Origin of the sequence: Roseomonas haemaphysalidis, assembly GCF_017355405.1 — a bacterium.
Lineage (GTDB): Bacteria > Pseudomonadota > Alphaproteobacteria > Acetobacterales > Acetobacteraceae > Pseudoroseomonas > Pseudoroseomonas haemaphysalidis.
The window spans coordinates 863779-883618 of the sequence record NZ_CP061177.1 but is presented as its reverse complement, the minus strand read 5'-3'; the positions used below and the strand labels follow the sequence as shown (position 1 = coordinate 883618).

The 19840-nt window shown below is 71.7% G+C and carries 28 protein-coding genes; 7 read left to right on the top strand and 21 right to left on the bottom strand.

Annotated features, from left to right (window positions below; all coding sequences use genetic code 11):
- The first annotated feature begins 14 nt into the window (after positions 1 to 14).
- Positions 15 to 611, top strand: a complete 597-nt coding sequence (locus IAI59_RS04050) for a D-sedoheptulose-7-phosphate isomerase (RefSeq protein WP_207418480.1) — start codon at positions 15 to 17, stop codon at positions 609 to 611.
- A 186-nt stretch (positions 612 to 797) separates the two neighbouring features.
- On the opposite strand, the gene IAI59_RS04045 is transcribed toward IAI59_RS04050, so the two are convergent.
- The 4 genes from IAI59_RS04045 to IAI59_RS04030 form a co-directional block, all read right to left on the bottom strand.
- Positions 798 to 1805: a KpsF/GutQ family sugar-phosphate isomerase gene (locus IAI59_RS04045; RefSeq protein ID WP_419556488.1), complete on the bottom strand. Its 1008-nt coding sequence runs from the start codon at positions 1803 to 1805 to the stop codon at positions 798 to 800.
- The gene (locus IAI59_RS04040; RefSeq protein WP_207418481.1) at positions 1802 to 2545 is read right to left on the bottom strand and encodes a 3-deoxy-manno-octulosonate cytidylyltransferase; all 744 of its coding nucleotides are present in this window, start codon (positions 2543 to 2545) and stop codon (positions 1802 to 1804) included. Before IAI59_RS04040 ends, IAI59_RS04045 begins: the two co-directional genes overlap by 4 nt.
- Positions 2542 to 3414 (bottom strand): 3-deoxy-8-phosphooctulonate synthase, encoded by an 873-nt coding sequence (gene kdsA / locus IAI59_RS04035; RefSeq protein ID WP_207418482.1) that lies wholly within the window; start codon positions 3412 to 3414, stop codon positions 2542 to 2544. Before kdsA ends, IAI59_RS04040 begins: the two co-directional genes overlap by 4 nt.
- A gap of 196 nt (positions 3415 to 3610) precedes the next feature.
- Positions 3611 to 4252, bottom strand: a complete 642-nt coding sequence (locus IAI59_RS04030) for a hypothetical protein (RefSeq protein ID WP_207418483.1) — start codon at positions 4250 to 4252, stop codon at positions 3611 to 3613.
- A gap of 251 nt (positions 4253 to 4503) precedes the next feature.
- Between IAI59_RS04030 and IAI59_RS04025 the strand changes: the two genes are divergently transcribed.
- Positions 4504 to 4704, top strand: a complete 201-nt coding sequence (locus tag IAI59_RS04025; RefSeq protein ID WP_207418484.1) for a hypothetical protein — start codon at positions 4504 to 4506, stop codon at positions 4702 to 4704.
- A 7-nt stretch (positions 4705 to 4711) separates the two neighbouring features.
- Here the strand turns inward: IAI59_RS04025 and IAI59_RS04020 are convergent, their stop codons facing one another.
- From IAI59_RS04020 to IAI59_RS03980, 9 genes are all read right to left on the bottom strand, one after another.
- On the bottom strand, positions 4712 to 4957 hold the full coding sequence (locus tag IAI59_RS04020) for a hypothetical protein (protein WP_207418485.1): 246 nt from the start codon (positions 4955 to 4957) through the stop codon (positions 4712 to 4714).
- The gene (locus tag IAI59_RS04015) at positions 4957 to 5181 is read right to left on the bottom strand and encodes a DUF4170 domain-containing protein (protein ID WP_207418486.1); all 225 of its coding nucleotides are present in this window, start codon (positions 5179 to 5181) and stop codon (positions 4957 to 4959) included. Before IAI59_RS04015 ends, IAI59_RS04020 begins: the two co-directional genes overlap by 1 nt.
- Before the next feature lie 51 nt (positions 5182 to 5232).
- Positions 5233 to 5493: a hypothetical protein gene (locus tag IAI59_RS04010; RefSeq protein ID WP_207418488.1), complete on the bottom strand. Its 261-nt coding sequence runs from the start codon at positions 5491 to 5493 to the stop codon at positions 5233 to 5235.
- Between the two features lie 14 nt (positions 5494 to 5507).
- Positions 5508 to 5780 carry a helix-turn-helix domain-containing protein gene (locus IAI59_RS04005; RefSeq protein WP_237180856.1) on the bottom strand — a complete coding sequence of 91 codons (273 nt, stop codon included), beginning with the start codon at positions 5778 to 5780 and terminating at the stop codon, positions 5508 to 5510.
- Positions 5781 to 5784: 4 nt separating this feature from the next.
- Positions 5785 to 6033, bottom strand: a complete 249-nt coding sequence (locus IAI59_RS04000; RefSeq protein WP_207418489.1) for a hypothetical protein — start codon at positions 6031 to 6033, stop codon at positions 5785 to 5787.
- 40 nt (positions 6034 to 6073) lie between these two features.
- Positions 6074 to 6925 (bottom strand): septum site-determining protein MinD, encoded by an 852-nt coding sequence (gene minD, locus IAI59_RS03995; RefSeq protein WP_207418491.1) that lies wholly within the window; start codon positions 6923 to 6925, stop codon positions 6074 to 6076.
- A gap of 35 nt (positions 6926 to 6960) precedes the next feature.
- On the bottom strand, positions 6961 to 7671 hold the full coding sequence (minC, locus tag IAI59_RS03990) for a septum site-determining protein MinC (protein ID WP_207418493.1): 711 nt from the start codon (positions 7669 to 7671) through the stop codon (positions 6961 to 6963).
- A gap of 120 nt (positions 7672 to 7791) precedes the next feature.
- Positions 7792 to 8496: a hypothetical protein gene (locus IAI59_RS03985; protein WP_207418495.1), complete on the bottom strand. Its 705-nt coding sequence runs from the start codon at positions 8494 to 8496 to the stop codon at positions 7792 to 7794.
- Positions 8493 to 8846 carry a hypothetical protein gene (locus IAI59_RS03980; RefSeq protein ID WP_207418496.1) on the bottom strand — a complete coding sequence of 118 codons (354 nt, stop codon included), beginning with the start codon at positions 8844 to 8846 and terminating at the stop codon, positions 8493 to 8495. The genes IAI59_RS03985 and IAI59_RS03980 overlap by 4 nt, the downstream gene beginning before the upstream one ends.
- A 124-nt stretch (positions 8847 to 8970) precedes the next feature.
- Between IAI59_RS03980 and IAI59_RS03975 the strand changes: the two genes are divergently transcribed.
- The 5 genes from IAI59_RS03975 to IAI59_RS03955 all read left to right on the top strand — a co-directional run bounded on the left by IAI59_RS03975 (position 8971) and on the right by IAI59_RS03955 (position 13884).
- Entirely contained in the window at positions 8971 to 10209 is a 1239-nt protein-coding gene (locus tag IAI59_RS03975) for a hypothetical protein (RefSeq protein WP_207418497.1), read from the top strand.
- 249 nt (positions 10210 to 10458) lie between these two features.
- Entirely contained in the window at positions 10459 to 10821 is a 363-nt protein-coding gene (locus IAI59_RS03970; protein ID WP_207418499.1) for a response regulator, read from the top strand.
- A gap of 10 nt (positions 10822 to 10831) precedes the next feature.
- Positions 10832 to 11464, top strand: a complete 633-nt coding sequence (locus IAI59_RS03965; RefSeq protein WP_207418501.1) for a protein phosphatase CheZ — start codon at positions 10832 to 10834, stop codon at positions 11462 to 11464.
- Between the two features lie 57 nt (positions 11465 to 11521).
- Positions 11522 to 13150, top strand: coding sequence for a flagellar hook-length control protein FliK (locus IAI59_RS03960; protein WP_207418503.1), 1629 nt, complete (start codon positions 11522 to 11524; stop codon positions 13148 to 13150).
- Positions 13151 to 13176: 26 nt separating this feature from the next.
- Entirely contained in the window at positions 13177 to 13884 is a 708-nt protein-coding gene (locus IAI59_RS03955; protein ID WP_207418504.1) for a flagellar hook assembly protein FlgD, read from the top strand.
- Between the two features lie 33 nt (positions 13885 to 13917).
- Here the strand turns inward: IAI59_RS03955 and IAI59_RS03950 are convergent, their stop codons facing one another.
- From IAI59_RS03950 to IAI59_RS03915, 8 genes are all read right to left on the bottom strand, one after another.
- Positions 13918 to 14328, bottom strand: coding sequence for a flagellar basal body-associated FliL family protein (locus IAI59_RS03950; RefSeq protein ID WP_207418505.1), 411 nt, complete (start codon positions 14326 to 14328; stop codon positions 13918 to 13920).
- An 80-nt stretch (positions 14329 to 14408) separates the two neighbouring features.
- On the bottom strand, positions 14409 to 15482 hold the full coding sequence (locus IAI59_RS03945; protein ID WP_207418506.1) for an EscU/YscU/HrcU family type III secretion system export apparatus switch protein: 1074 nt from the start codon (positions 15480 to 15482) through the stop codon (positions 14409 to 14411).
- Positions 15482 to 16243: a flagellar biosynthetic protein FliR gene (locus IAI59_RS03940; protein WP_207418508.1), complete on the bottom strand. Its 762-nt coding sequence runs from the start codon at positions 16241 to 16243 to the stop codon at positions 15482 to 15484. The genes IAI59_RS03945 and IAI59_RS03940 overlap by 1 nt, the downstream gene beginning before the upstream one ends.
- Positions 16244 to 18307: a flagellar biosynthesis protein FlhA gene (gene flhA, locus IAI59_RS03935; RefSeq protein ID WP_207418510.1), complete on the bottom strand. Its 2064-nt coding sequence runs from the start codon at positions 18305 to 18307 to the stop codon at positions 16244 to 16246.
- Between the two features lie 3 nt (positions 18308 to 18310).
- On the bottom strand, positions 18311 to 18574 hold the full coding sequence (locus IAI59_RS03930; protein ID WP_207418512.1) for a flagellar biosynthetic protein FliQ: 264 nt from the start codon (positions 18572 to 18574) through the stop codon (positions 18311 to 18313).
- A gap of 5 nt (positions 18575 to 18579) precedes the next feature.
- Positions 18580 to 18870, bottom strand: coding sequence for a flagellar hook-basal body complex protein FliE (fliE, locus tag IAI59_RS03925; RefSeq protein WP_207418513.1), 291 nt, complete (start codon positions 18868 to 18870; stop codon positions 18580 to 18582).
- A 2-nt stretch (positions 18871 to 18872) separates the two neighbouring features.
- Positions 18873 to 19313, bottom strand: a complete 441-nt coding sequence (flgC, locus tag IAI59_RS03920; protein WP_207418514.1) for a flagellar basal body rod protein FlgC — start codon at positions 19311 to 19313, stop codon at positions 18873 to 18875.
- Entirely contained in the window at positions 19310 to 19831 is a 522-nt protein-coding gene (locus tag IAI59_RS03915) for a flagellar basal body protein (protein ID WP_237180857.1), read from the bottom strand. The genes flgC and IAI59_RS03915 overlap by 4 nt, the downstream gene beginning before the upstream one ends.
- Positions 19832 to 19840 lie beyond the last annotated feature (9 nt).

The following is a 19840-nucleotide window of genomic DNA, read 5'->3' as shown; positions in this document are numbered from 1 at the left end:
AAGGAGCGGCGCTGATGAACGACATGGCAGGCACGGGCGCGTCCGGCAGGAACTGGGGCCCCTGGCTCGACGGCTATTTCGACCTGTACCGCCAGGCCCTGGCGACGGACGGCATCCAGGACAAGCTGGTGGCCTTCCATGACCTCGCGGTGCAGGTGCGCGAACGCAAGGGCAAGCTGATGTTCGCCGGCAACGGCGCCAGCGCCTCCATCGCCTCGCACGGCGCGGTGGACTTCACCAAGCAGGGCCGCACCCGCGCGGTGGACTTCAATGAGCCCAACCTGATCACCTGCCTGTCCAACGACTTCGGCTACGAGAACTTCATGGCCAAGGCCGTGGAATTCTACGCCGACGATGGCGACGCCCTGGTGCTGATCTCGGTGTCCGGCAAATCGCCCAACGCGCTCGCGGCGGCGAAGTATGCGCGCTCACGCGGCATCAAGGTGGTGAGCTTCACGGGCTCCGCCGCCGACAACCCGCTGCGCGCGCTGTCCGACATCGACTTCTGGATCGGCTCGCGCGCCTACAACGTGGTGGAAGGCATCCACATGGTGTGGCTGACCACGGTGGTGGACATGCTGGTGGGCCAGGCGGAATACGCGGTGGCCTGAAGGTCGGGAAATGAATTCCCCCCGAACGCCCTTTTTTTTTGAATTGTCTTCGGGATTGCTGGTGGGACTGGCGCTTACGACTGGACGCCTGGTGCTAAAAGGCGCAGCGCCTGACGGGCTGAAACCGCACAACGGATAAAAATAAAAGAAGGGGTCCGGGGAATTCCTTCCCCGGCCTTTTTGTTTCTAGGCCACGCCCTCGCGCAGCAGGTCGTGGATGTGCAGCACGCCCAAGAGCTGCGTGTCCTCCACCACGAACAGGCTGGTGATGCGCGCCTTGTGCATCATCGCCAGCGCTTCCTGCACCAGCATGTCCGGCCCGATGCGCCGGGGGTTGCGGGTCATGATGCTGCTCACTGGCCGGTCCACGAAGCCGCCTTCCATCGCCGAGCGCACGTCGCCATCCGTGATCACGCCGGCGAGCCGCCCTTCCCCGTCCACCACGGCGGTGACGCCGAGCCGCTTGCCCGTCATCTCCACGATGGCGTGCGACAGCATGGCATCCGCCGGCACCACCGGCAGGTCCTCGCCCGCATGCATCAGGTCGCGCGCACGCCGCAGCTGCGCGCCGAGCTTGCCGCCGGGATGGAACTGCCGGAAGTCCGAGGCGGTAAAGCCCCTCAGCGAAAGCAGCGCCACGGCCAGCACGTCGCCCATGGCCATCTGCATGGTGGTGGAGGTGGTGGGCGCCAGCCCGTTGGGGCAGGCCTCGGGCATCGCCGGCAGCACCAGGGGCACGTCGGCGGCGCTGCCCAGCGCACTGGCGGCGCGCGAGGTGATGGCCACCAGCTTCACCCCGAAGCGGCGGGTATAGGCGACGATATCCGCCAGCTCCGGCGCTTCGCCCGACCAGGACAGCGCCAGCACCACGTCCGAGCCATGGATCATGCCGAGGTCGCCGTGGCTGGCCTCGGCCGGGTGCACGAAATGGGCGGGCGTGCCGGTGGACGCCAGGGTGGAGGCGATCTTGCGCGCCACATGCCCCGACTTGCCCATGCCGGTGACGATCACGCGGCCACCGGAGGATTGCATGCAGCCGACCGCCTCGACGAGCCTTTCGCCGAGTTCGCCATCGAGCGCCGCATGCAGGGCGCGGACGCCTTCCGCCTCGACCAGCACGGTCCGGCGGGCGGAGGCCATGACCGCTTCCGCCATGGCGGCGTCGCCTGCCGCTTGCGTTTGCGCGGCCGTCACCGCGTGCCGCTCCCGCCCAGCATGGCCCGCGCCCGCTCCAGGTCGGCCGGCGTGTCGACGCCGAGCGGCACCTCGCCCACCTCCACCGCGTCGATCCGCATGCCGGCTTCCAGCGCGCGGAGCTGCTCCAGCTTTTCGCGCTGTTCCAGCGGCGAGGGCGGCAGCGCCACGAAGCGCGCCAGCGCGGCGCGGCGCCAGGCATACAGGCCGATGTGGTGGTGCAACGGCCCCTCGCCCCAGGGCGCCGTGGCGCGCGTGAAGTACAGCGCGCGGAAGCGCCCGCCGCCCAGCGGCGTGCCCACCATCTTCACCACGCTGGACGCGGTCTTTTCCTCGTCCCGCCTGATCACCGCGACAGGCGTGCCGATCGCCACCTCCGGGTCCTCCAGCGGCAGGGCGGCGGCGCGGATGGTGGCGGGCGATACGGTGGGCAGGTCGCCCTGCACGTTGATGATGGCGTCGTACTGCCCGTCGGGGTCGATGCGCCCCACCGCCTCGAACACCCGGTCGGAGCCGGAAGGGTGGTGCGTGCCGGTCATCACCGCCTGGCCGCCGGCGGCGCGCACGGCTTCCGCGATGTCCTCGGAATCCGTGGCGATCCAGACGGGCGCCACGTCGGCCTCCATGGCGCGGCGCCACACGGCGACGATCATCGGCTCGCCGGCGATCACCGCCATGGGCTTGCCGGGCAGCCGCGTGGCGGCGAGCCGCGCCGGGATCAGGATGACCGGGCGCTTCACGCCGCCACCGCCGCGCGGCGGGCGGCCTGGGCCTTGGCCAGGGCATCGATCTCCTGCAACTCGCGCAGCAGCCCCTCGAACTGGCGGAGCGGCACCATGTTGGGGCCGTCGGAAGGCGCGTGGTCCGGGTCGGGATGGGTTTCGATGAACAGGCCGGCGACGCCGACGGCGACCGCCGCGCGCGCCAGCACCGGCACGAACTCGCGCTGGCCGCCCGAGCTGTCGCCCAGGCCGCCCGGCTGCTGCACGGAGTGCGTGGCGTCGAACACCACAGGCGCGCCGAACCCCGCCATGATCGGCAGGCCACGGAAGTCGGACACCAGGGTGTTGTAGCCGAAGCTGGTGCCGCGGTCGGTCAGCAGAATGTCGGTGGCCCCGCCGCCGGCCAGCTTGCTGACGACGTTGCGCATGTCCCACGGCGCCAGGAACTGGCCCTTCTTGACGTTGACCGCGCGCCCGGTGGCCGCGGCGGCCAACAGCAGGTCGGTTTGGCGGCACAGAAAGGCGGGGATCTGCAGCACGTCCACCGCCTCGGCCACGGGGGCGCATTGCCCGGCGTCGTGCACGTCCGTCAGCACCGGCAGGCCAAGGCTTTCGCGGATCTCGGCGAAGATCGGCAGCGCGGCTTCCAGGCCGATGCCGCGCGCGGCATTGCCGCTGCTGCGGTTGGCCTTGTCGAACGACGTCTTGAACACCATCCCGATGCCGAGGCGCTGTGCGATCTCGCGCAGGGCCGAGGCGACCTCCAGCGCATGCGCCCGGCTTTCCAGCTGGCAGGGGCCGGCGATCACGGCAACCGGCAGCGTGCTTCCGAAGCGGACCTGGGACGGGCCGGCAGGGCCGAGGGCGACGATGGGATGGGGGGCCATGCGATGTTCCACGTCTGTGCGGTGGCGGCGCGCCGGGCGGCGGCCCGGACAGGCCGCCGCCGGCACCGGCGGCTGGCCGATATCACGGATGGCAGGTCGGGGGCAAAGGCCGGCACCCCCGTTGGCTGCCATGGGGCACGGGGGAAGCCCGGCACCGCCGCGCAGGCGGGGCCGGTGGAAGGGCGGCCCGCCGGCGTCAGCCGGCCGAGCGTGACGGCTGGGCCAGCGGCAGGGCGGCGCCGAGCAACGCCTGGCGCCCTTGTTCGGCGGCTTCCGCCAGGGTGGCGGCGGTCCAGCGCCACAGCAGCGGGGGGCCGCGCCGCACGGCCTCGCCTTCCAGCATGCCCTCGAAGCGCGGGCGGAGCCCGTTCAAACGCTCACGGATAAAGCAGGCGCGGCCCAGCACACCGGGCATCGGGCCCGGCATGGCCATCAGGCCGGCGCAGCCCCAGACGCGCGGCAGGCCCGGCTCGTCGCGCAGCAGCACGAAGGCGGGACCGAGCGGCAGCGACGGGCCGCCGGGGACGCGCCCGGCGGCGGCCACCGCCGCATCCAGCGCGATGCTGAGGCTGCAGGCCTCGCCCTGCACGATGCGCGCGGGAGCGGTGCCGGCCAACCCGAGCGCCTGGCTTTCCAGCCGCCATTCCACCGCGCCCGGCCGGCGGCGGGCATCGATTTGGGTGCTCAGCGTGGCACGGTGCAGCATGGGCGCCGCGTCGGGGCCGCTGGTGAAACCAGCCACCCAGCGCACCGGGCCCGGCAGGCCGATGCCGCCCTCCACCACCAGCAACTGCGGCGCCAGCATCGCCAGCGCGGGGGCCTGTGACGCGGCGCTCACCGGACGGCAGCCCGGCGCGGGGGGATGGTGGAAGCGGCGCGGGCAATGCGCATGGCGGCGGGTCCTTCGGCAACCCGGCCGTTGTGGCATGGATCACCGGCGCGGCCTCGGGCGTCGGTGCCTCAAAGCGCAGCGCGGCACCATGGCTTCGCGCAAACGTCAGATTGGTTAACGCAATCTGACCATGCGGCTCCCGTGTTAACCGGATACTCATATTTGAGACAAATCTCAGACACCGACCGAGGCCGCTGATGGACCTGCCGCGTTCCCCCCGCCTGCTGTTGCTCGGCACCCTGATGGTGTTGAGCGGGTTCATGGCCGTGCTGGCGCTCAGCCACCTGGCCGCCGCGCCGAGCCCGCCGGGCGCCGTGGTTTGCAGCGGCGAATGCGCGCCGCGCCCCTGGCTGGACCCCGAGAAAGCGCGCCGCTTCGCCAGCGTGTTTCAGCAGTAGGCCGCTGTCAGGCGGCGCGGCAGCGCCGGGCGTGGTCCAGGCTGTCCTGCATCCGCACCAGCGCGTGTTCGGCGGCGATGGCCCGCTTGGCCTGCCGCTGCTCCGCCAGCTCCGCCTGCGCCACGCGATCGGCCATCAGCGCTAGCTCGAGCTCCAGCGCCCGCACCCGGTGCCGTTCGCCCGCATGGCGCCGCAGCGCGGGCCAGGCGGCGCGCAAGGCCGCCAGCACGCCGCCGCGGCCCTGCGGGGCCATCACGGCACCCGCGGCGCCGGCATGGCGCGCAGCACGAACAGCCGGTGGGACGCGATGTCCACCATCCGCCGCATGCGCTCCAGCCAAGCCTTCTCGGCCGCCTGCGCGCTGTGGAACGGACCGAGCAACTCCTCGGTGCCGGGCTCCAGCTCCTGGAAGGAGGTGTCGCGGAAGATCCCGCCCCACACCACCCAGATCTCCCGATTCTCAAGCGGATCGGTCATCGTCGTCTCCTTTTTCGCCACGGACGGCCACCCTGCCGGCCAGGGTCGTCCTCAGCGGGCGCACCGTATGCGGATTGTGACCCGACGGGCAGGGGGGGGCGTGAAACGCGCGGCCGATTGCAGCCATGCGGCGGTGCCGCGCCAGCTGCGCCCGAGGGCCGGGCCGTCGCGCCACAGCGCCAGGGCCAGCAGCAGCCCGCCGGCCGCCAGCGCCGGCAGCATGGGCCAGACCTCGCCGGCCGGGTCCGCCACCGCCAGCATCAGGCCGCTGACCAGCAGCGCGAGGGGGCCGAGAATACGCAACTGATGCATGGATTTCTTCCTTGCTAGGCCGCGGGCCCGATCAGGGCCGCCATTGTGGTCGAACTGTTTCCCGGCCGGTCGCCGACGCCGACCGAGCCGTCCCGCCGGAACACCGCGCCCTGCCGCACCAGCACGTCCTGGACCTTGGCCAGGGTGCGGCTGGTGACGTTGCCCTGCCCTTCGATGCGGCTCAGCGTGTTGACCGAAACGCCGGCCGCCTGCGACAGCTCGCGCAGCGTCAGCCCGACGGCCGCGCGCGCCATGCGGCACTGCGAGGCGGTGATCAGCATGGACATGCGCTCACCGGCCCGGTGTCAGGTCGATCTCGATTTCCCGCACCTCCAGCGTGGGCGAGGTGCCGAGGCGCACCTTGACCTGCCCGCCGCGGGCCAGCCGGCGGATCTCGCGCAGGCAGGCTTCCTGGATGCGCTGGGCGATGTCGTCGCCGAGATGCGCCATGCGGTCGCGGCCGATCTGCTGGCGCAGACGGGCGGCGGCCATGTTGGCCGTGCTGCGCCGGTGGATCAGGCTGATGAGGGCGGCTGCCATGAATGATGTCCCAGGGGAAAGGTGTGGGCGGGGCGGCGGATCAGGCCGTGCGGAACAACCGGCGCAGCAGGCCGCGCTGCGCCGTTTCGGCCAGCGCGGCCAGAAAGCCCGGCGCCTGCGGGGCGCGGGCGGCCACGGGCCGGGTGTCCTGCAGAAAGCGGGCGCAGGCGGCGCGGTAGGCGCGGCCGGGCGCGCTGGCGGCATCCAGGCTGGCCGGGCGGCCGGCATTGCTGGCGCGCAGCACCTGCGGGCTGTCCGGAATGACGCCCAGCAGCGGCATGGCCAGGATGTCCTGGATCTCGGCCAGCGACAGCATCTCGCCGCGCCGGGCACGGTCCTCGCTGAAGCGGGTGACCACCAGGTGCTCGCGCACGGGGGCGAGGCCGGCCTGCGCGCGGCGCGAGCGGGCCGCGATGTAGCCCATGATGCGGTCGGCATCGCGCACGGAGGTGACCTCGGGGTTGCAGATCACCAGAGCGTGGTCGGCGTGCTGCAGCGCCATCATGGCGCCGTGCTCGATGCCGGCCGGGCTGTCGCACAGGATGTAGTCGAATTCGGCGCGCAGCAGGTTCATGACATGGTCGATGCCGGCGGGCGTCAGCGCGTCCTTGTCCGCGGTCTGCGAGGTGGCCAGCAGAAACAGGTTGGGCACCCGCTTGTCGCGCACCAGCGCCTGGCCGAGGCTGGCGGTGCCGTCGGCCACGTGCAGGAAGTCGTAGACCACGCGCTTCTCCACCCCCATCACGAGGTCGAGGTTGCGCAGGCCCATGTCGAAGTCGACCACGCAGACGCGGTGGCCGGCCAGCGCGAGGGCGGCGCCGAAGGCGGCGGTGGTGGTGGTCTTGCCGACGCCACCCTTGCCGGAGGTGACGGTGATGACGGTCGCGGACATCGGGATTCTCCCTGGAGCGAGCGTGGAAGTTGCGGTCAGGACAGCGCGCCGAAGCGCAGCGCGCCGTCGGTCAGGCTGATCTGGGCCGGGCGCTTGGCCCAGCCCTGCGGAAAGTCCTCGGCGCCCAGGAAAAGCCCGGCGATCGAGACCATTTCGGCATCAAAGATTTTCGCAAAAATGCGGGCGGAACTATCCTCGCCCAGCCCCGCCGAGGCCGAGCCGCGCAGCGTGCCGTAGACGTGGATGCAGCCGTCCGCCAGCAGCTCCGCGCCGGGGGACACCGACTGCAGCACGATCAGGTCGGCTTCCGCCGCGTAGATCCGCTGGCCGGAGCGCACCGGCTCGCTGACGATCACCGGCGGGCGGCGCATGCGCTCGGCCGACAGGTTCTGCCGCGGCTCGGCTTCCAGCACGCGGCCAAGGCCGCTGGCCAGCGCCGCCTGTTCCACCGCCCCGTCCTGCGCCCGGAAGGCGGCGGGCACCAGCCCGCGCCGGCGCAGCAGCGCCACCGCCTCGGCCACCCGCGGCGCCGAGGCGGCCGGCAACGCGGAAAGGTCCAGGATGGTGGGCGCGTGGCGGAACATGCCGGTCATCGCCGCCATGCGGGCGGTCAGCGCGTGGTCCAGCTCCTGCACCGCGACGTCGGCGATCTCGACCGTCAGAAACGGATGCACCCGGCCCCGCATGCGCAGCGGCGGAGCCATGGACGCGGCCGGGGCCGCCGGGTGGGGCATCGAGGTGTTCATGCGCGCAACCGCCTTCTGTCGGTGCCGGCTGCCACGTTTCGCAACATGAAAGCCAGAGGATGCCCGCCAACCGCGGACCTCACCGGCTTACGGCCTGCCAGAATTTTTCGCAAGAGATTTTCACCAGCCGCGCGGCGCCGGGTGCAGCGCGGGGGTGGCAGCGGTGGTCAGCCCGTCCAGCCGCGCCAGCACGCCGGCCATCCAGCAGCGAAACAAGCCGGCCCCGTCACGCCACGCACCGTCCAGCCGGGCCTGCGCCACCGGCAGGCTGCGGCCCTGCAACTGCGCCAAGGCGACCCGCCGCAGCCAAAGCCGCTGCTCGGCTTCCGGCGCGGCGGCGTCGGGCAGGCCAGCGGCGAGCTGAAACGCGGCGAAGCTGGCGCGGCCCGGCATCACCGGCTCCGGCAAGGCATCCAGCGGCCGCAGCCGCGTGCCGTCCCAGGCCAGCAGCCGCAGGTCGTGCCGCCCGGCACCAGGCGGCACGATGAAGCCCGGCACGTCACCCTGCTGCAGCGCCAGCAGCGGGCCCAGCCAGTCCAGCCCGGCCGACAGCAAGGCCGGGCAAGGCGGCAGGCTGGCCGAGGCCACCAGCCGCAGCCCGCCGCCCATGGCGTCCTGCAGAATGCGGGAGCCGCCGGTGGCATGGTCCAGGCTTTCGCCCGCCAGCAGGCTGGTGGCATCCGGGTGGCGGAACAGCGGATGGTTGGGCGGCCGTGCCGGCAGGTGGCCGTTCAGCAGGTCGACCAAGGCCTGTGCTTCGGCCAATGGCAACGGGTGGCGCAGCGGTGCGTCCAGTTCCAGCCGCGATTCGCGGGGGCCGCTCATGGCGTGGCCCCCAGCCGCAGCCGTCGCTCCGCCGCCGACAGCAGCGCATCCACCGCCGCCGCATCCGCCGCCACCGGCAGGCGGCGCAGCGCCACGGGCGGCTCGTCATACGGGTCGTCCTCGATCAGCACGGCGTCGAGCGGGGTGTCGGCCTGCAGCGCGTCGAACAACCCTTCCCGGTAGCGCACCACGACGCGTGGCGCGGCCCCGGCCGGTCGCAGCAGCGCGGCCAGCCGCGCCAGCAGCGCGTCGAACTCCTCGTCCGAAGCCTCGGCCTGCACCAGGTCGAGCAGCTCCCGGCCGTCCAGCACCAGGCTGGCTTCGCCCGGGGCGCGGCGGCTGATGTCCATTCGGTTTCTCCTGAACTGTCGTCAACCGTTGCCCGAGGTGCCACGCCGGGTAGCCCTCACGCAATAGTTTTTCGCATAAGCACCGGTTGACGCCCCGGTGCCACCCGCGACAATGCCGCCACCCATGCCGCATGACCCCTCGCAGGACGGCCCGCTCGCCGGCGTCGTCGCTTATGACCTTTCCGCCCCGGGCTGCCTGGCGCTGCTGCGGCGCTTCGATGCCCAGTTCCACCGCCTGCCGCCCGAAGCCCGCGACGAGGCAGCGCGCCGCCTGCCCCTGCGCCTGCCCTTGGCCGAACGCGCGGATGGCCTGCTGGTGCTGCCCGGCGGCGCGCTGGCATGGCGCGACGAGACCGGCATCCTGCTGCCCGACCCGGGCTCGGCGATCGGCGTCACGACACTGGCCCCGGCGCTGCGGCGGCTGGCCCTGGCCGCGCCCGGCGCCACCGCCCTGCACCACGCGGCGGACGGCCTGCAGCTCGGTGCCGCCGGCGCGGTGCAATGCGCGGTGGTGCTGCCGTCCGCCGCCGTGCTGGCGCCATTGCTGCCGGCGGTCGTGGAATGGCGCGGCCCGGCCCTGCTGCACAGCCACCCCGGCGGGGCCGTGCTGTGGGAGCTGGTGCCCGCCCCGCCGGCCCTGGCACTGGCGGCCAGCCTGTGCGGCGAGGCCATCCCCGACTCCGCCGCCCTGCCCCGCCACCTTTGGGCGATGGGCGCTGACGACCGCTTTCAGCACCTGTCCGCCGGCTTGGCGCAGCACCTGGACGAGCATCTGGCGGCCGAGATCAGCGACGCGTTGCGCTTTGCGCTGATCGGCCATTGGACCGATGGCGATTCCAGCGAAGCCAGCCGCCTGGCGGACGGGCTGGGGCTGCTGCCCGCCGGCTTCGGCCCCGATCCCGGCCGCCCCCCCGCCGGCGGCATGGCCGCGGCCTTTCCCCGGGCGGCCGCGGCCCTGCCGGACGGGCACGCGCTGCTCGGCCTCGCCGGCGCCGAAGCTGCGGGGCGCTGGGACGCGGCGCTGCGCCAGCGCTTTCTGCAGCAACTGCGGGCGCAATGGCCGGAGGCCCTGCTGCTGGGCGAATCCGGGGCGGTGCCACCTTTGCCGCTGGAGGGACTGGCCGCCGACCGGCTGGCGCGCACGGAAAACCGGGCCTGCGTGGCACTTTTGCCGCTGGGCGAGCCGGCGGCGCCAAGCCTGCTACTGCAACGGGCCGGCGCCCTGGCGCGGATGCTGGACGCGCCGCTGCTGCTGCTGGCGCCCCCCTGGGGGCTGGGGCAATGGCTGGACGGTACTGGCGGATGCGGCAACGGCCCCGGCTTTGGCATGGGTGCCGCGCTGGAACTGTTTGACGAGGATTGAGTCGGCGCTGGCGCATTGTGGCCAGGCCGTTCGAAGGTGCGATGCGCCTGGTGATCGGCCCTGGCACCGCCGTAGCGCCCAGCATGCCGTTCAACACAGCAAGACCGGGTGAGGTTGGATCCGGCGTGACCGGGACGTCGCCGGAACGGTGACAGACGATATTTTTCGCACCGGTCACAGGAAACTCTTGCGAAAAACTTCCGATGTGCCGATGCTGCGCTTCGCCCGCAAAAACATGGGGACAGGCGCATGAAGATCTTGGTGGTGGACGATTATCCGACGATGCGCCGCATCGTGCGAAATTTGCTGGACCAGATCGGCTTCAAGGAAGTCGAGGAAGCCGGCAACGGGGCCGAGGCGCTCGAGAAGATCAAGGTGTCGCGCTACGACATGGTCATCTCCGACTGGAACATGGAGCCGATGACCGGGCTGGAGCTGCTGAAGCACGTCCGGGCCGATGCCGCGCTGGCCAAGACGCCGTTCATCATGGTCACCGCCGAAAGCAAGACCGAGAACGTCGTGGCCGCCAAGCAGGCCGGCGCCTCGCAGTACATCGTGAAGCCGTTCACGGCGGAAACGCTGAAGGCGAAAATCGCCTCCGTCGTCGGCTGAGGGGGTCGCGGTGACCCTGCCTTCCCTGCCTTCCGCCGGGCCGCAGCAGGGGCTGGCGCGCATCGCCGGCCATGTCGCCGCGATCTCCGGCGAGGTCGACCGCCTGCTCGGCGTGCGCATCCCCGTGCCGGGGGAAGACGACCGCCTGGCACAGGCGGTGGTCGAGATGCGCGCCATGTCGAAGCTGCTGGCGGAAACGCGGGCGGAGATCGTCGGGCTGTCGCCGCCGCCCACCGGCATCGGCGACACGCTGGACGCCGTGGTGGCGGAAACCGAGACCGCCGCCATGGAGATCATGCAGCAGGCGGAACGGGCGCAGGCCGCCGCCGGCCGCCTGACCGACGGCAGCACCACCGACAGCAAGGCCGATCTGGCCGAGGTGTCGGACGCGGCCATGAGCATCCTGATGGCCTGCGCGTTTCAGGACATCACCGGCCAGCGCATCCGCAAGGTGCTGTCCGCGATGCGCCATGTGGAAGGCCGCGTCGCCACGCTGGTGGCGCTGATGGGCATCGGCCAGGAAGAGCGGCCGGACCGCCTGGACGGTGCCGCCGCGGGGTCCGACGCCGCGCTGTTGAACGGCCCCAGCGCCGCGCATGAGGGCGGGCTGGGCCAGACGGCGGTGGACGACCTGTTCAACTGACCGGCCGGCCCCGCCCAGGGGCCGGCCGCCTATTCCTTTCCAGCCAGGAAGAACGTCATGGCGCTTTCGGTGGGCCCGGATCTGGCCGCATTGCTGTTGGCCGCCCCGCCCGAGGCCGGCCCCCGCCGCCCCGCGGCGGGCAAGGCGGCCGAGGCCGGCGTCGCCGCCCCGGCGGACGGGCCGGCCCTGCCCGTGGACTTCGCGGCGCTGCTGGCAGCCGGCGAGGCCATCAAGGCGCCTGCCCAGCCCGCCACCGCGCCCGCGGCGCCGCAGGGGGCGCCACCACGCAAAGGCTTGGCGGCAGGCTCGGCGATGCCCTGGGCGGCCTTTGCCGCCGCGGCCGAGGAAACAGAAGCCCTGGCCGGCCAGCACCAGTTGCAGCCCCCCCTGGCACCGGCCGCGACCACCGCGCCGCAGCCGCCGGCCCCGGCCGCCCCGGAGCCGTCGACGGAACCCGTGGCGCCGCCACAGCCCGGGCTGGCGGACATCATGCCGCTGATGCTCCCGGCGGTTTCGCCACAGGCTGCCCCCCCGATCGCGTCCCCGGCCACCCCTTTGGCCATGCCCTTGGCCGCCCCACCGGCCGTGCCGCCGGCCATGCCTTCCGAAGCCGCGCCGCTGGCCCCAGCGCCGACCGATGCAGCGGCACCCGGGGCCGTGGTGGCGGATCGTGCCGCCCGCACGGCCGGCCAGCCGCCCCAGGCGATGCCTTCCGTGGCTTTCGCGCAGGCCGTGGCGAGCGAGGCACCGGCCGACGGGGTGGTGGTGGAACCGCTCCTGCCGCCCGCCGCCGCGCCTGTCGAGCAATCGCCGATGCCTGGCGGCACGGCATCCCCGCCCGCTGCCTTGCAGCAGGCCACGGTTACGACCGCTGCGGATGCGATGCCGCCCACCCTCCGCCGCGCCGCTTCCAGGCCGGCGGCAACGGCAACGCCAGAGCCCGCCGCCACTGAAACGCTGGCTACCCCGCGCCCGGCCGACACGGCCGCGATGCCGGCCCGCCCCATGGCCACGCCGACCGCGCCGGCCAAAGCGGCGACGCCCCGGCCGGCGCCCATCGAGCCGGCGCCAGCGGCACCCAGGGCCGCCGAAGCGCTACCCCCGGCGCCCGCGGATGCGGCACCGCAGGGTGCGGTGCCGGCGGTGCCCGACGGCGCCACGATCCTGCCGGCGGCGCTGCCCGACCCCGTGGCCGCCCCGCCGCCGCCGCCAGCCGTGGCAACCGCCGTCACTGCCCCGGCCCGCGGCGAGGCGCCCCAGCCCCAGTCCGCGCCGCTGCACCGCGCGCCGATGAGCGAAGCGGCGCAGCAGGTGGCGCAGCATGCCGTGACGGCCGCCACCGACGGCGTGGACAGCATCTCGGTCGACCTGCGCCCGCCGGAGCTGGGGCGGGTCGAACTGCGGCTGACCTTTCAGGACGGCACCGTGCAGGTGGCGATGGCCGCAGAGCGCAGCGACACCTTTGAAGCGCTGCGGCAGGATCGCGCCAGCCTGGAGCAGCAGATGCAGCAGGCCGGGCTGCAGCTTGGCACCGGCGGGCTGGACCTGCAGCACGGCCGCCTGCCGCGCCCGGCGCCGGATGCCCCCGCCACGCCGCGCTGGACAGCCGAGGCCGGCGACTCCGCCGAGGAGATCGAGGCCACCCGCCCGCCACGATCAGACAGCCTGATCGACCTGATCGCCTGACCCCCCCTATCCGCACGGAACAACCCATGGCCACCAGCCCTTCCGCCATCGGCGGCGTGACCGCCACCGCCGGCACGAGCGCCACCGCCGGCACGAGCGCCACACCGGCGCCGACCACCAGCCTGAGCAGCAGCAGCCAGGACTTCGACCGCTTTCTGAAGCTGCTGACGGCGCAGATGAAGTATCAGGACCCCATGCAGCCGACCGATCCCACGCAGTTCGTGGCGCAGCTGGCGCAGTTCTCCCAGGTGGAGCAGCAGACCAAGAGCAACACGCTGCTGACCTCCATCCTCGGCGAGATGAGCGGCAGCCTGGCGCAGAATGCCGCGTTGATCGGCAAGAGCGTGCAAACCAGCGTCAGCAGCGTGACGCTGCCGGCCAGCGGTGCGGCCGCGGCGGTGAAGGTCTCGGTGCCCAGCGCCAGCACGCTGCGCAACCTGCGCATCGAGGTGCTGGACGGCAACAATGCCGTCGCCCGCAGCATCGCCGCCAACAAGGGCGACACGACCTTCGCCTTCGATGGCAACAACGGCAATGGCACGCGCCTGGCCGCCGGCAACTACACCGTGCGCGTGGTGGGCGAGGATGCCAGCAACACGCGGCAGTCGGCCGGCAGCATCACCAGCAGCGGCAAGATCACCGAGGTGCGCCGTGATTCGGCCGGCGCCATGCAGCTGGCGCTGGAAAACGGCAACACCGTCACGATGGCCGACATCGCGCGGCTGACGCAGTAAGGCTTCCCGGGGGCCACGCGGCCCCCGCCCGGCCTAGCTATGGATCAGCCGGGTGATCACCACATCCTTCAGGCCTTCCTCGCGCACCTGCGCCAGGGTGTCGTAGAGCCGGTCCCGCAGCAGGCCCGGGTCGGTGGCCCCGGGGCGCAGCTCGTTGCGCTCGGACATCGCCATCAGGCGCCGCAACACCGCCTGGCGCAGCAGCGGCGAAACATCCTTGAAGCTCTGCACCTGCTCGCTGCGCGTTTCAAGCGTGACAGTGACGACCACGTAGCTCATCCGCCGCCCGGCGGTGGGCAGGTTCACCGTGAAGTCACCGAGCGGCAGAAACTCGAACTCCTTTTTCGGTGCCTCGGACGCCGCCAGCGCGGGCGTGGTCCCGGCCAGCAGCAGGGTGGCGAGGCCGCCCAGCAGGGCGCGGCGGTGGGGGGGCTGCGGCGGCATGGCATTCTCCGGTTCAGGACAGCCCCGGTGTCGCAATTCCACACCCCGCCGGTCAAACGGGATCGTCTCGATCTTGTGCCTCAGCGGCGGGCCAGGCCCTTTTGCGCCCAGACAATGCCGATCACCTTGGCCACCGCCTCGAAATGCGCCGGCGGGATGATGCCGCCGACATCGACGCTGGCATACAAGGCACGCGCCAGCGGCCGGTCCTCGATCACCGCGACGCCCGCGTCATGCGCCAGCGCGCGGATGCGCAGGGCCAGCGCGTCCACACCCTTGGCCACGCAGACCGGCGCATCGTCCTGTCCACGCTCATAGCGCAGGGCCACGGCGAAGTGGGTGGGGTTGGTGAGCACCACGGTGGCGGTCGGCACGTCCGCCATCATGCGGCGCTGCGAGCCCTGGCGCTGCTTCTTGCGCCGCGCCGCCTTGACGTGCGGGTCGCCGTCGGTGGAGCGCATCTCCTCGCGCATTTCCTGCAATGTCATGCGCTGGCGGCGGGCGTATTCGAAGCGCTGGAAACTGATGTCGACGGCGGCGATCACGCCGGCCACCAGCGTCACGGCGGCCAGCACCGCGATGATCATGTGGGTGGCGATGCCGGGAAACGCGGCGGGGTCGAGCCCCACCATGCCGGCGCTGTCCTCGAACAGCGGGCGGCCGACGATCCAGCAGGCAAGCGCCACGGCGGCGGCCTTGGCCACGCTCTTGCCGAACTCAAACAGGGCCTTCAGGCCGAAGATCCGCTTCAGCCCTGCCATCGGAGAGACATGCGACCATTTCGGCCGCAGCCGCTCGCCGGAAAACACCACGGTGTTCTGCAAAAGGTGTGGCAGCAGAGCGCCCGCCACCAGCAGGCCGAACACCGGCAGCAGCGCCAGGCCCATCGCCTGCAACGCGGCGTGGCCGGCCTCGCGCAGCCCGTGCTGGGTCAGTTCCAGAAAAGCGTCCGGCTGCTCGATCAGCGGCAACAGCACCTCGCCCATGCGCCGCGCCGCCAGCCCGCCAGCCAGGCCGACCGCCATCAACATCGCGGCATAAAGGCCAAAGGAGGACCCTTCGCGCGAGGCGGGGACGTCGCCCTTTTCGCGCGCCTGCTGCAGCTTGCGCTGCGACGCGTCGAGGGTTTTTTCCTGGCCGCTGTCCTCGGACATCAGCGCGCCATCACGAAGACCTCGGCATAGGCGCCGAGACTTTCATGGACGATGCCGGGGGCCACCAGCGCCAGTAGCTGCAGCCCGGCCATCAGCAGCGCCGGCGCGCCGATCATGAACACCGGCATGGCCGGCAGCGCCCGGTTGATGCCGGCCATCGCCAGGTTGCACAACAGCGCCAGCGCCAGGAACGGCACAGCGAACTGCATGGCCAGCCCGAAGGCGCGCGACGTCATCGCCGTCACCGCCTGGGCGGAGGCCGCCAGCGGCGGCGGCGCGCCGAGCGGCACCAAGCTGTAGCTTTCCGCCAGCGCGCGCAGCCCGACATGGTGGCCTTCCACCGTGAACAGTGCGGCGATGGCCCCGGCATACATCGCCGCCCCCACCACGGCGGAACTGTCATTGCCCAGCCCGAACACGAAGGCGTTGCTCAGCCCGATGCTTTGTCCGATCAACTGGCCCGCCGTCTGGATGGCGGACAGCAGGATGCGCGACAGCGTGCCCAGCAGCGTGCCGGTGGCCACCTCCACCACCATGGCGCCGAGCACGCTCCACACCCCCGGCACCGGCACCGCAGGCCCTGCCAGCGGCGCGATGCACAGCGCCGCGGCAAGCCCCGCCAACAGCCGGACCCGCACCGGCACGGCGTGCTCGCCGAAGCCCGGCAGCGCCATCAGCGCCGCCGAAACGCGGCAGAATACCAGGGCGAGGCGGAAGATCTCGGCCGGCAGCCAGGTCGCCAGCGGCAGCGCGGTGTCCACCTAGATCTGGCCCACCGTGCGCAGCTTGGCGCGCTGGTGCACCTCGGCATGGCTGATCACGGCGATGGTCGGGTTGATGCGCTCCACCAGGTGGCGCACGAAGGGCCGCACCTGCGCCGAGGTCAGCACCGCCGGCCAGTCGCCCTTGGAGGCGGCTTCCGCGATGCGCGCGCGCGTGGCCGTCACCAGCTCCTGGATCTTGGAAGGCGCCATGGCGAAGGAGCGGTGGTCGCCTTCCTCGTGGATCGCACCGCCCACCTCCTGCTCCCATTCGGGAGACAGCAGAATGGCGGTGATGTAGCCGTCCTCCTGCGACAGGCCGCGGCAGATCTGCAGGCACAGCCGCTGCCGCACGTGCTCGGTCAGCATGGACACGTTGCGAGTGAAGCCGGCGGCCTCGTGCAGCGCTTCCAGGATCAGCGGCAGGTTGCGGATGGACACGCGCTCGGCCAGCAGGGTGGCCAGCACCTTCTGCACGGTGGCGAGCGGCAGCACGGCGGGGATCAGATCCGCCACCAACTTCTGCTGGTCCTTTTCCAGCCCGTCCAGCAGCTTCTGCGTGGCGGCATAGCCCTGCAGCTGCGACATGTAGCCCTTCAGCACCTCGGACAGGTGGGTGGTCAGCACTGTTTCGGCGTCCACCACCGTCAGGCCCTGGGCCATCGCCATCTCGCGCATGGCGGGCTCGATCCAGCGGGCGCGGATCTTGAAGGAGGGCTCCTGCGTATCGATGCCGGGCACCGTGATGTCCTGGCCTCCGGGCGCGAAGGCCAGCAGCTTGCCGAGCATCAGCGTCTCGCGCGCCACCTCGACGCCCTGCACCTGCACGGAATACTCGCCCGAGCCCAGGTCCATGTTGTCCTTGATGCGCACGGCGGGGAGGATGAAGCCGAACTCCAGCCCGAAGGCGCGGCGCAGCTTCTTGATCTTCTCCGTCAGGCTGCCCTGGCGGCCCGAGGTGAGCGACACGAGCCCCATGCCGAGCTCCAGACGGACATCGTCCACCCGGATCAGCTCGGCCATGGATTCCTCGCGCGGGGCCGCATCGATCTCCGGCTCGCCGGCGGCCAGGGCCGCGGCCCGGCGCTCCACGGCGCGGTGGGCGAGAAAGCCGCCGCCGGCCGCCACCGCGGCCAGCATCACGAAGGGCAGGAAGGGCAGGCCCGGCAGCACCGCGAACAGCAGCGACAGGCCGGCCGCCAGGTACAGCGGCTTGGGCTGCGCGCCGAGCTGGCTGACAAAGGCCTTGTCCGTGGAGCCGCGCACGCTGCCCTTGGACACCAGCATGCCGGCGCCGATGGAGACGATCAGGCCCGGGATCTGGCTGACGATGCCGTCGCCGACGGCCAGCGTGACGTAGTTGCCGGCGGCCGATTCCAGGCTCATGCCATGCCGCAGCGTGCCGACGACGATGCCGCCCAGCACGTTGACCACCGTGACGATGATGGAGGCGACGGCGTCGCCGCGCACGAACTTGGACGCGCCGTCCATGGCGCCGAAGAAGCCGTTCTCGTCTTCCAGCTCGCGGCGGCGGCGCTTGCTTTCGGTGTCGTCGATGGTGCCGGCGGCGAGGTCGGCGTCGATGGCCATCTGCTTGCCGGGCATGGCGTCCAGGCTGAAGCGCGCCGCGACCTCGGCGATGCGGCTGGCACCCTTGGTGACGACGATGAAATTCACGATCACCAGGATGGAGAAGACGATCACGCCGATGATGAAGTCACCACCGACGATAAAGGATGCGAAGCCATGGATGACCCCGCCCGCCGCGTCCAGCCCCTTGTGCCCGTTGGTCAGGATCAGCCGCGTGGTGGCCAGGTTCAGCGCCAGGCGCAGCAGCGTGGCGACCAGCAGCACGGTGGGAAAGACGGAGAAGTCCAGCGGCCGCTCGATCCAGATGGCGACCATCAGGATCAGCACGGACAGGGTGATGGAGGTGGCGAGGCCGAGGTCGACCAGCCAGCTCGGCATCGGCAGCACGAGCACGGCCAGCAGCAGCACCAGGCCGGCGGCGAAGAGCAGGTCCTGGTGGCCGATGGCACGGCGCAGCTTGGCGAGCATGTCCATGCGTCAGAGCCCCACGATCATCTGGGCGATCTCTTCCGTGTAGGACCGCAGCGCCGCGAAGCCGAGCGGCAGGGACAGCATCGCCACCACCATGGTGACGACGATCTTGGGCACGTAGGACAGCGTGACTTCCTGGATCTGCGTCAGCGCCTGCAGAAGCGAGACGACGACGCCGGTGACCAGCGCCGCCAGCAGCGGCGGCCCCGCCACCACCATGGTGGCGAAGAAGCCGTTGCGCAGCACCTCGACGACATCGCCCTCGTTCATGACGCTCAGACCGCCATGCGCAGCACGTCGGTATAGGCACCGACCACCTTGTCGCGCAGCTGCGTCATGGTCTGCACGGTCAGCTCGGCCGCCGTCGCGGCCTGCACCACCTCCTGCACGTCGGCGGTGCCGGCGACGCCGCGGGCGCTGGTGACCTCGGCATTGCGCAGCGTGGCGAGCGAGTTGCGCGCGGCCGCCCCCACCATGCTGCCGAAGTCTGTGGTGGGCGAGGCGCTGGCGCCATAGGCGCGCAGGGCGGCGGACACCGGCGCGATGGCCGGGATCGGGCTGGACATGGTCAGGACCTCAGGATGTCGAGGGTTTTGCCGTAAAGCGACTTGGCCTGCTGCATCACCGCGATGCCGGCCTCGTAGGAGCGCTGCGCGGTGCGCAGATCCGCCTGTTCCAGCAGCGTGTCGACGTTGGGCATCTTCACGTAGCCGCGCTCGTCCGCCGCCGGATGGGCGGGGTCGTATTGCGTGCGGAAGTCCCGCTGGTCGCCACTGATGCTGCCGGTCCGCACCAGCTGCGCGCCGGTGGAGCGATCCAGCTGCTGGCGGAACGACACCAGCTTGCGCCGGTAGGGATCGCCCCCCGCCGTGGCGGCGGTGGACGCGGCGTTGGCGATGTTCTCGGCCGCCACGCGCATGCGCACCGCCTGGGTGCTCATGCCGGAGGCCGCCGTCGCCATCGCCTGGGTCAGCGGGCCGGCGCCGCCGATCGGCTCCACGCGGATCATGCGCCGCGGCCCACGGCCGTGCGCAGCAGGGCGGCGCTGCGCTTGTAGACCAGGGTTGCGAGATCATAGTTTTTCGCAACATCCGACTGCTTGACCATCTGCTCCTCCAGATTGACGGTGTTGCCGTCCGGGTCCTCGCTATAGGCATTGGCGCGGTCCGTGGTGACCACGGCTCCGTTTCGCGTGCCGCCGAGATGGCCCGCCTGCGTGCCGGCCAGCCGCAGCGGCGCGACGCCGCCCTGGCTGCGCAGCAAGGCGCTGTCGAACTGGAAGGCCTTCACGTCCCGCGCCCGGAAGTGCGGCGTGTCGGCATTGGCGATGTTCTGCGCGAGCACGTTCTGACGCTCCGCCAGATGCCGCATGCGCGCGCCGGTGATGCGGAAGACGTCGATGCCATCGAGCATGGTATGGGCTGCCCCTGCTGCCTGTGCCCGATGGATAGGCGTTCGTTCCCCATCCTGTCCAGTATTTTTCGCATAGACAGGTCCGGCCTGCGCGGCGATGATGCGGGGGAACATCCGTTCCTG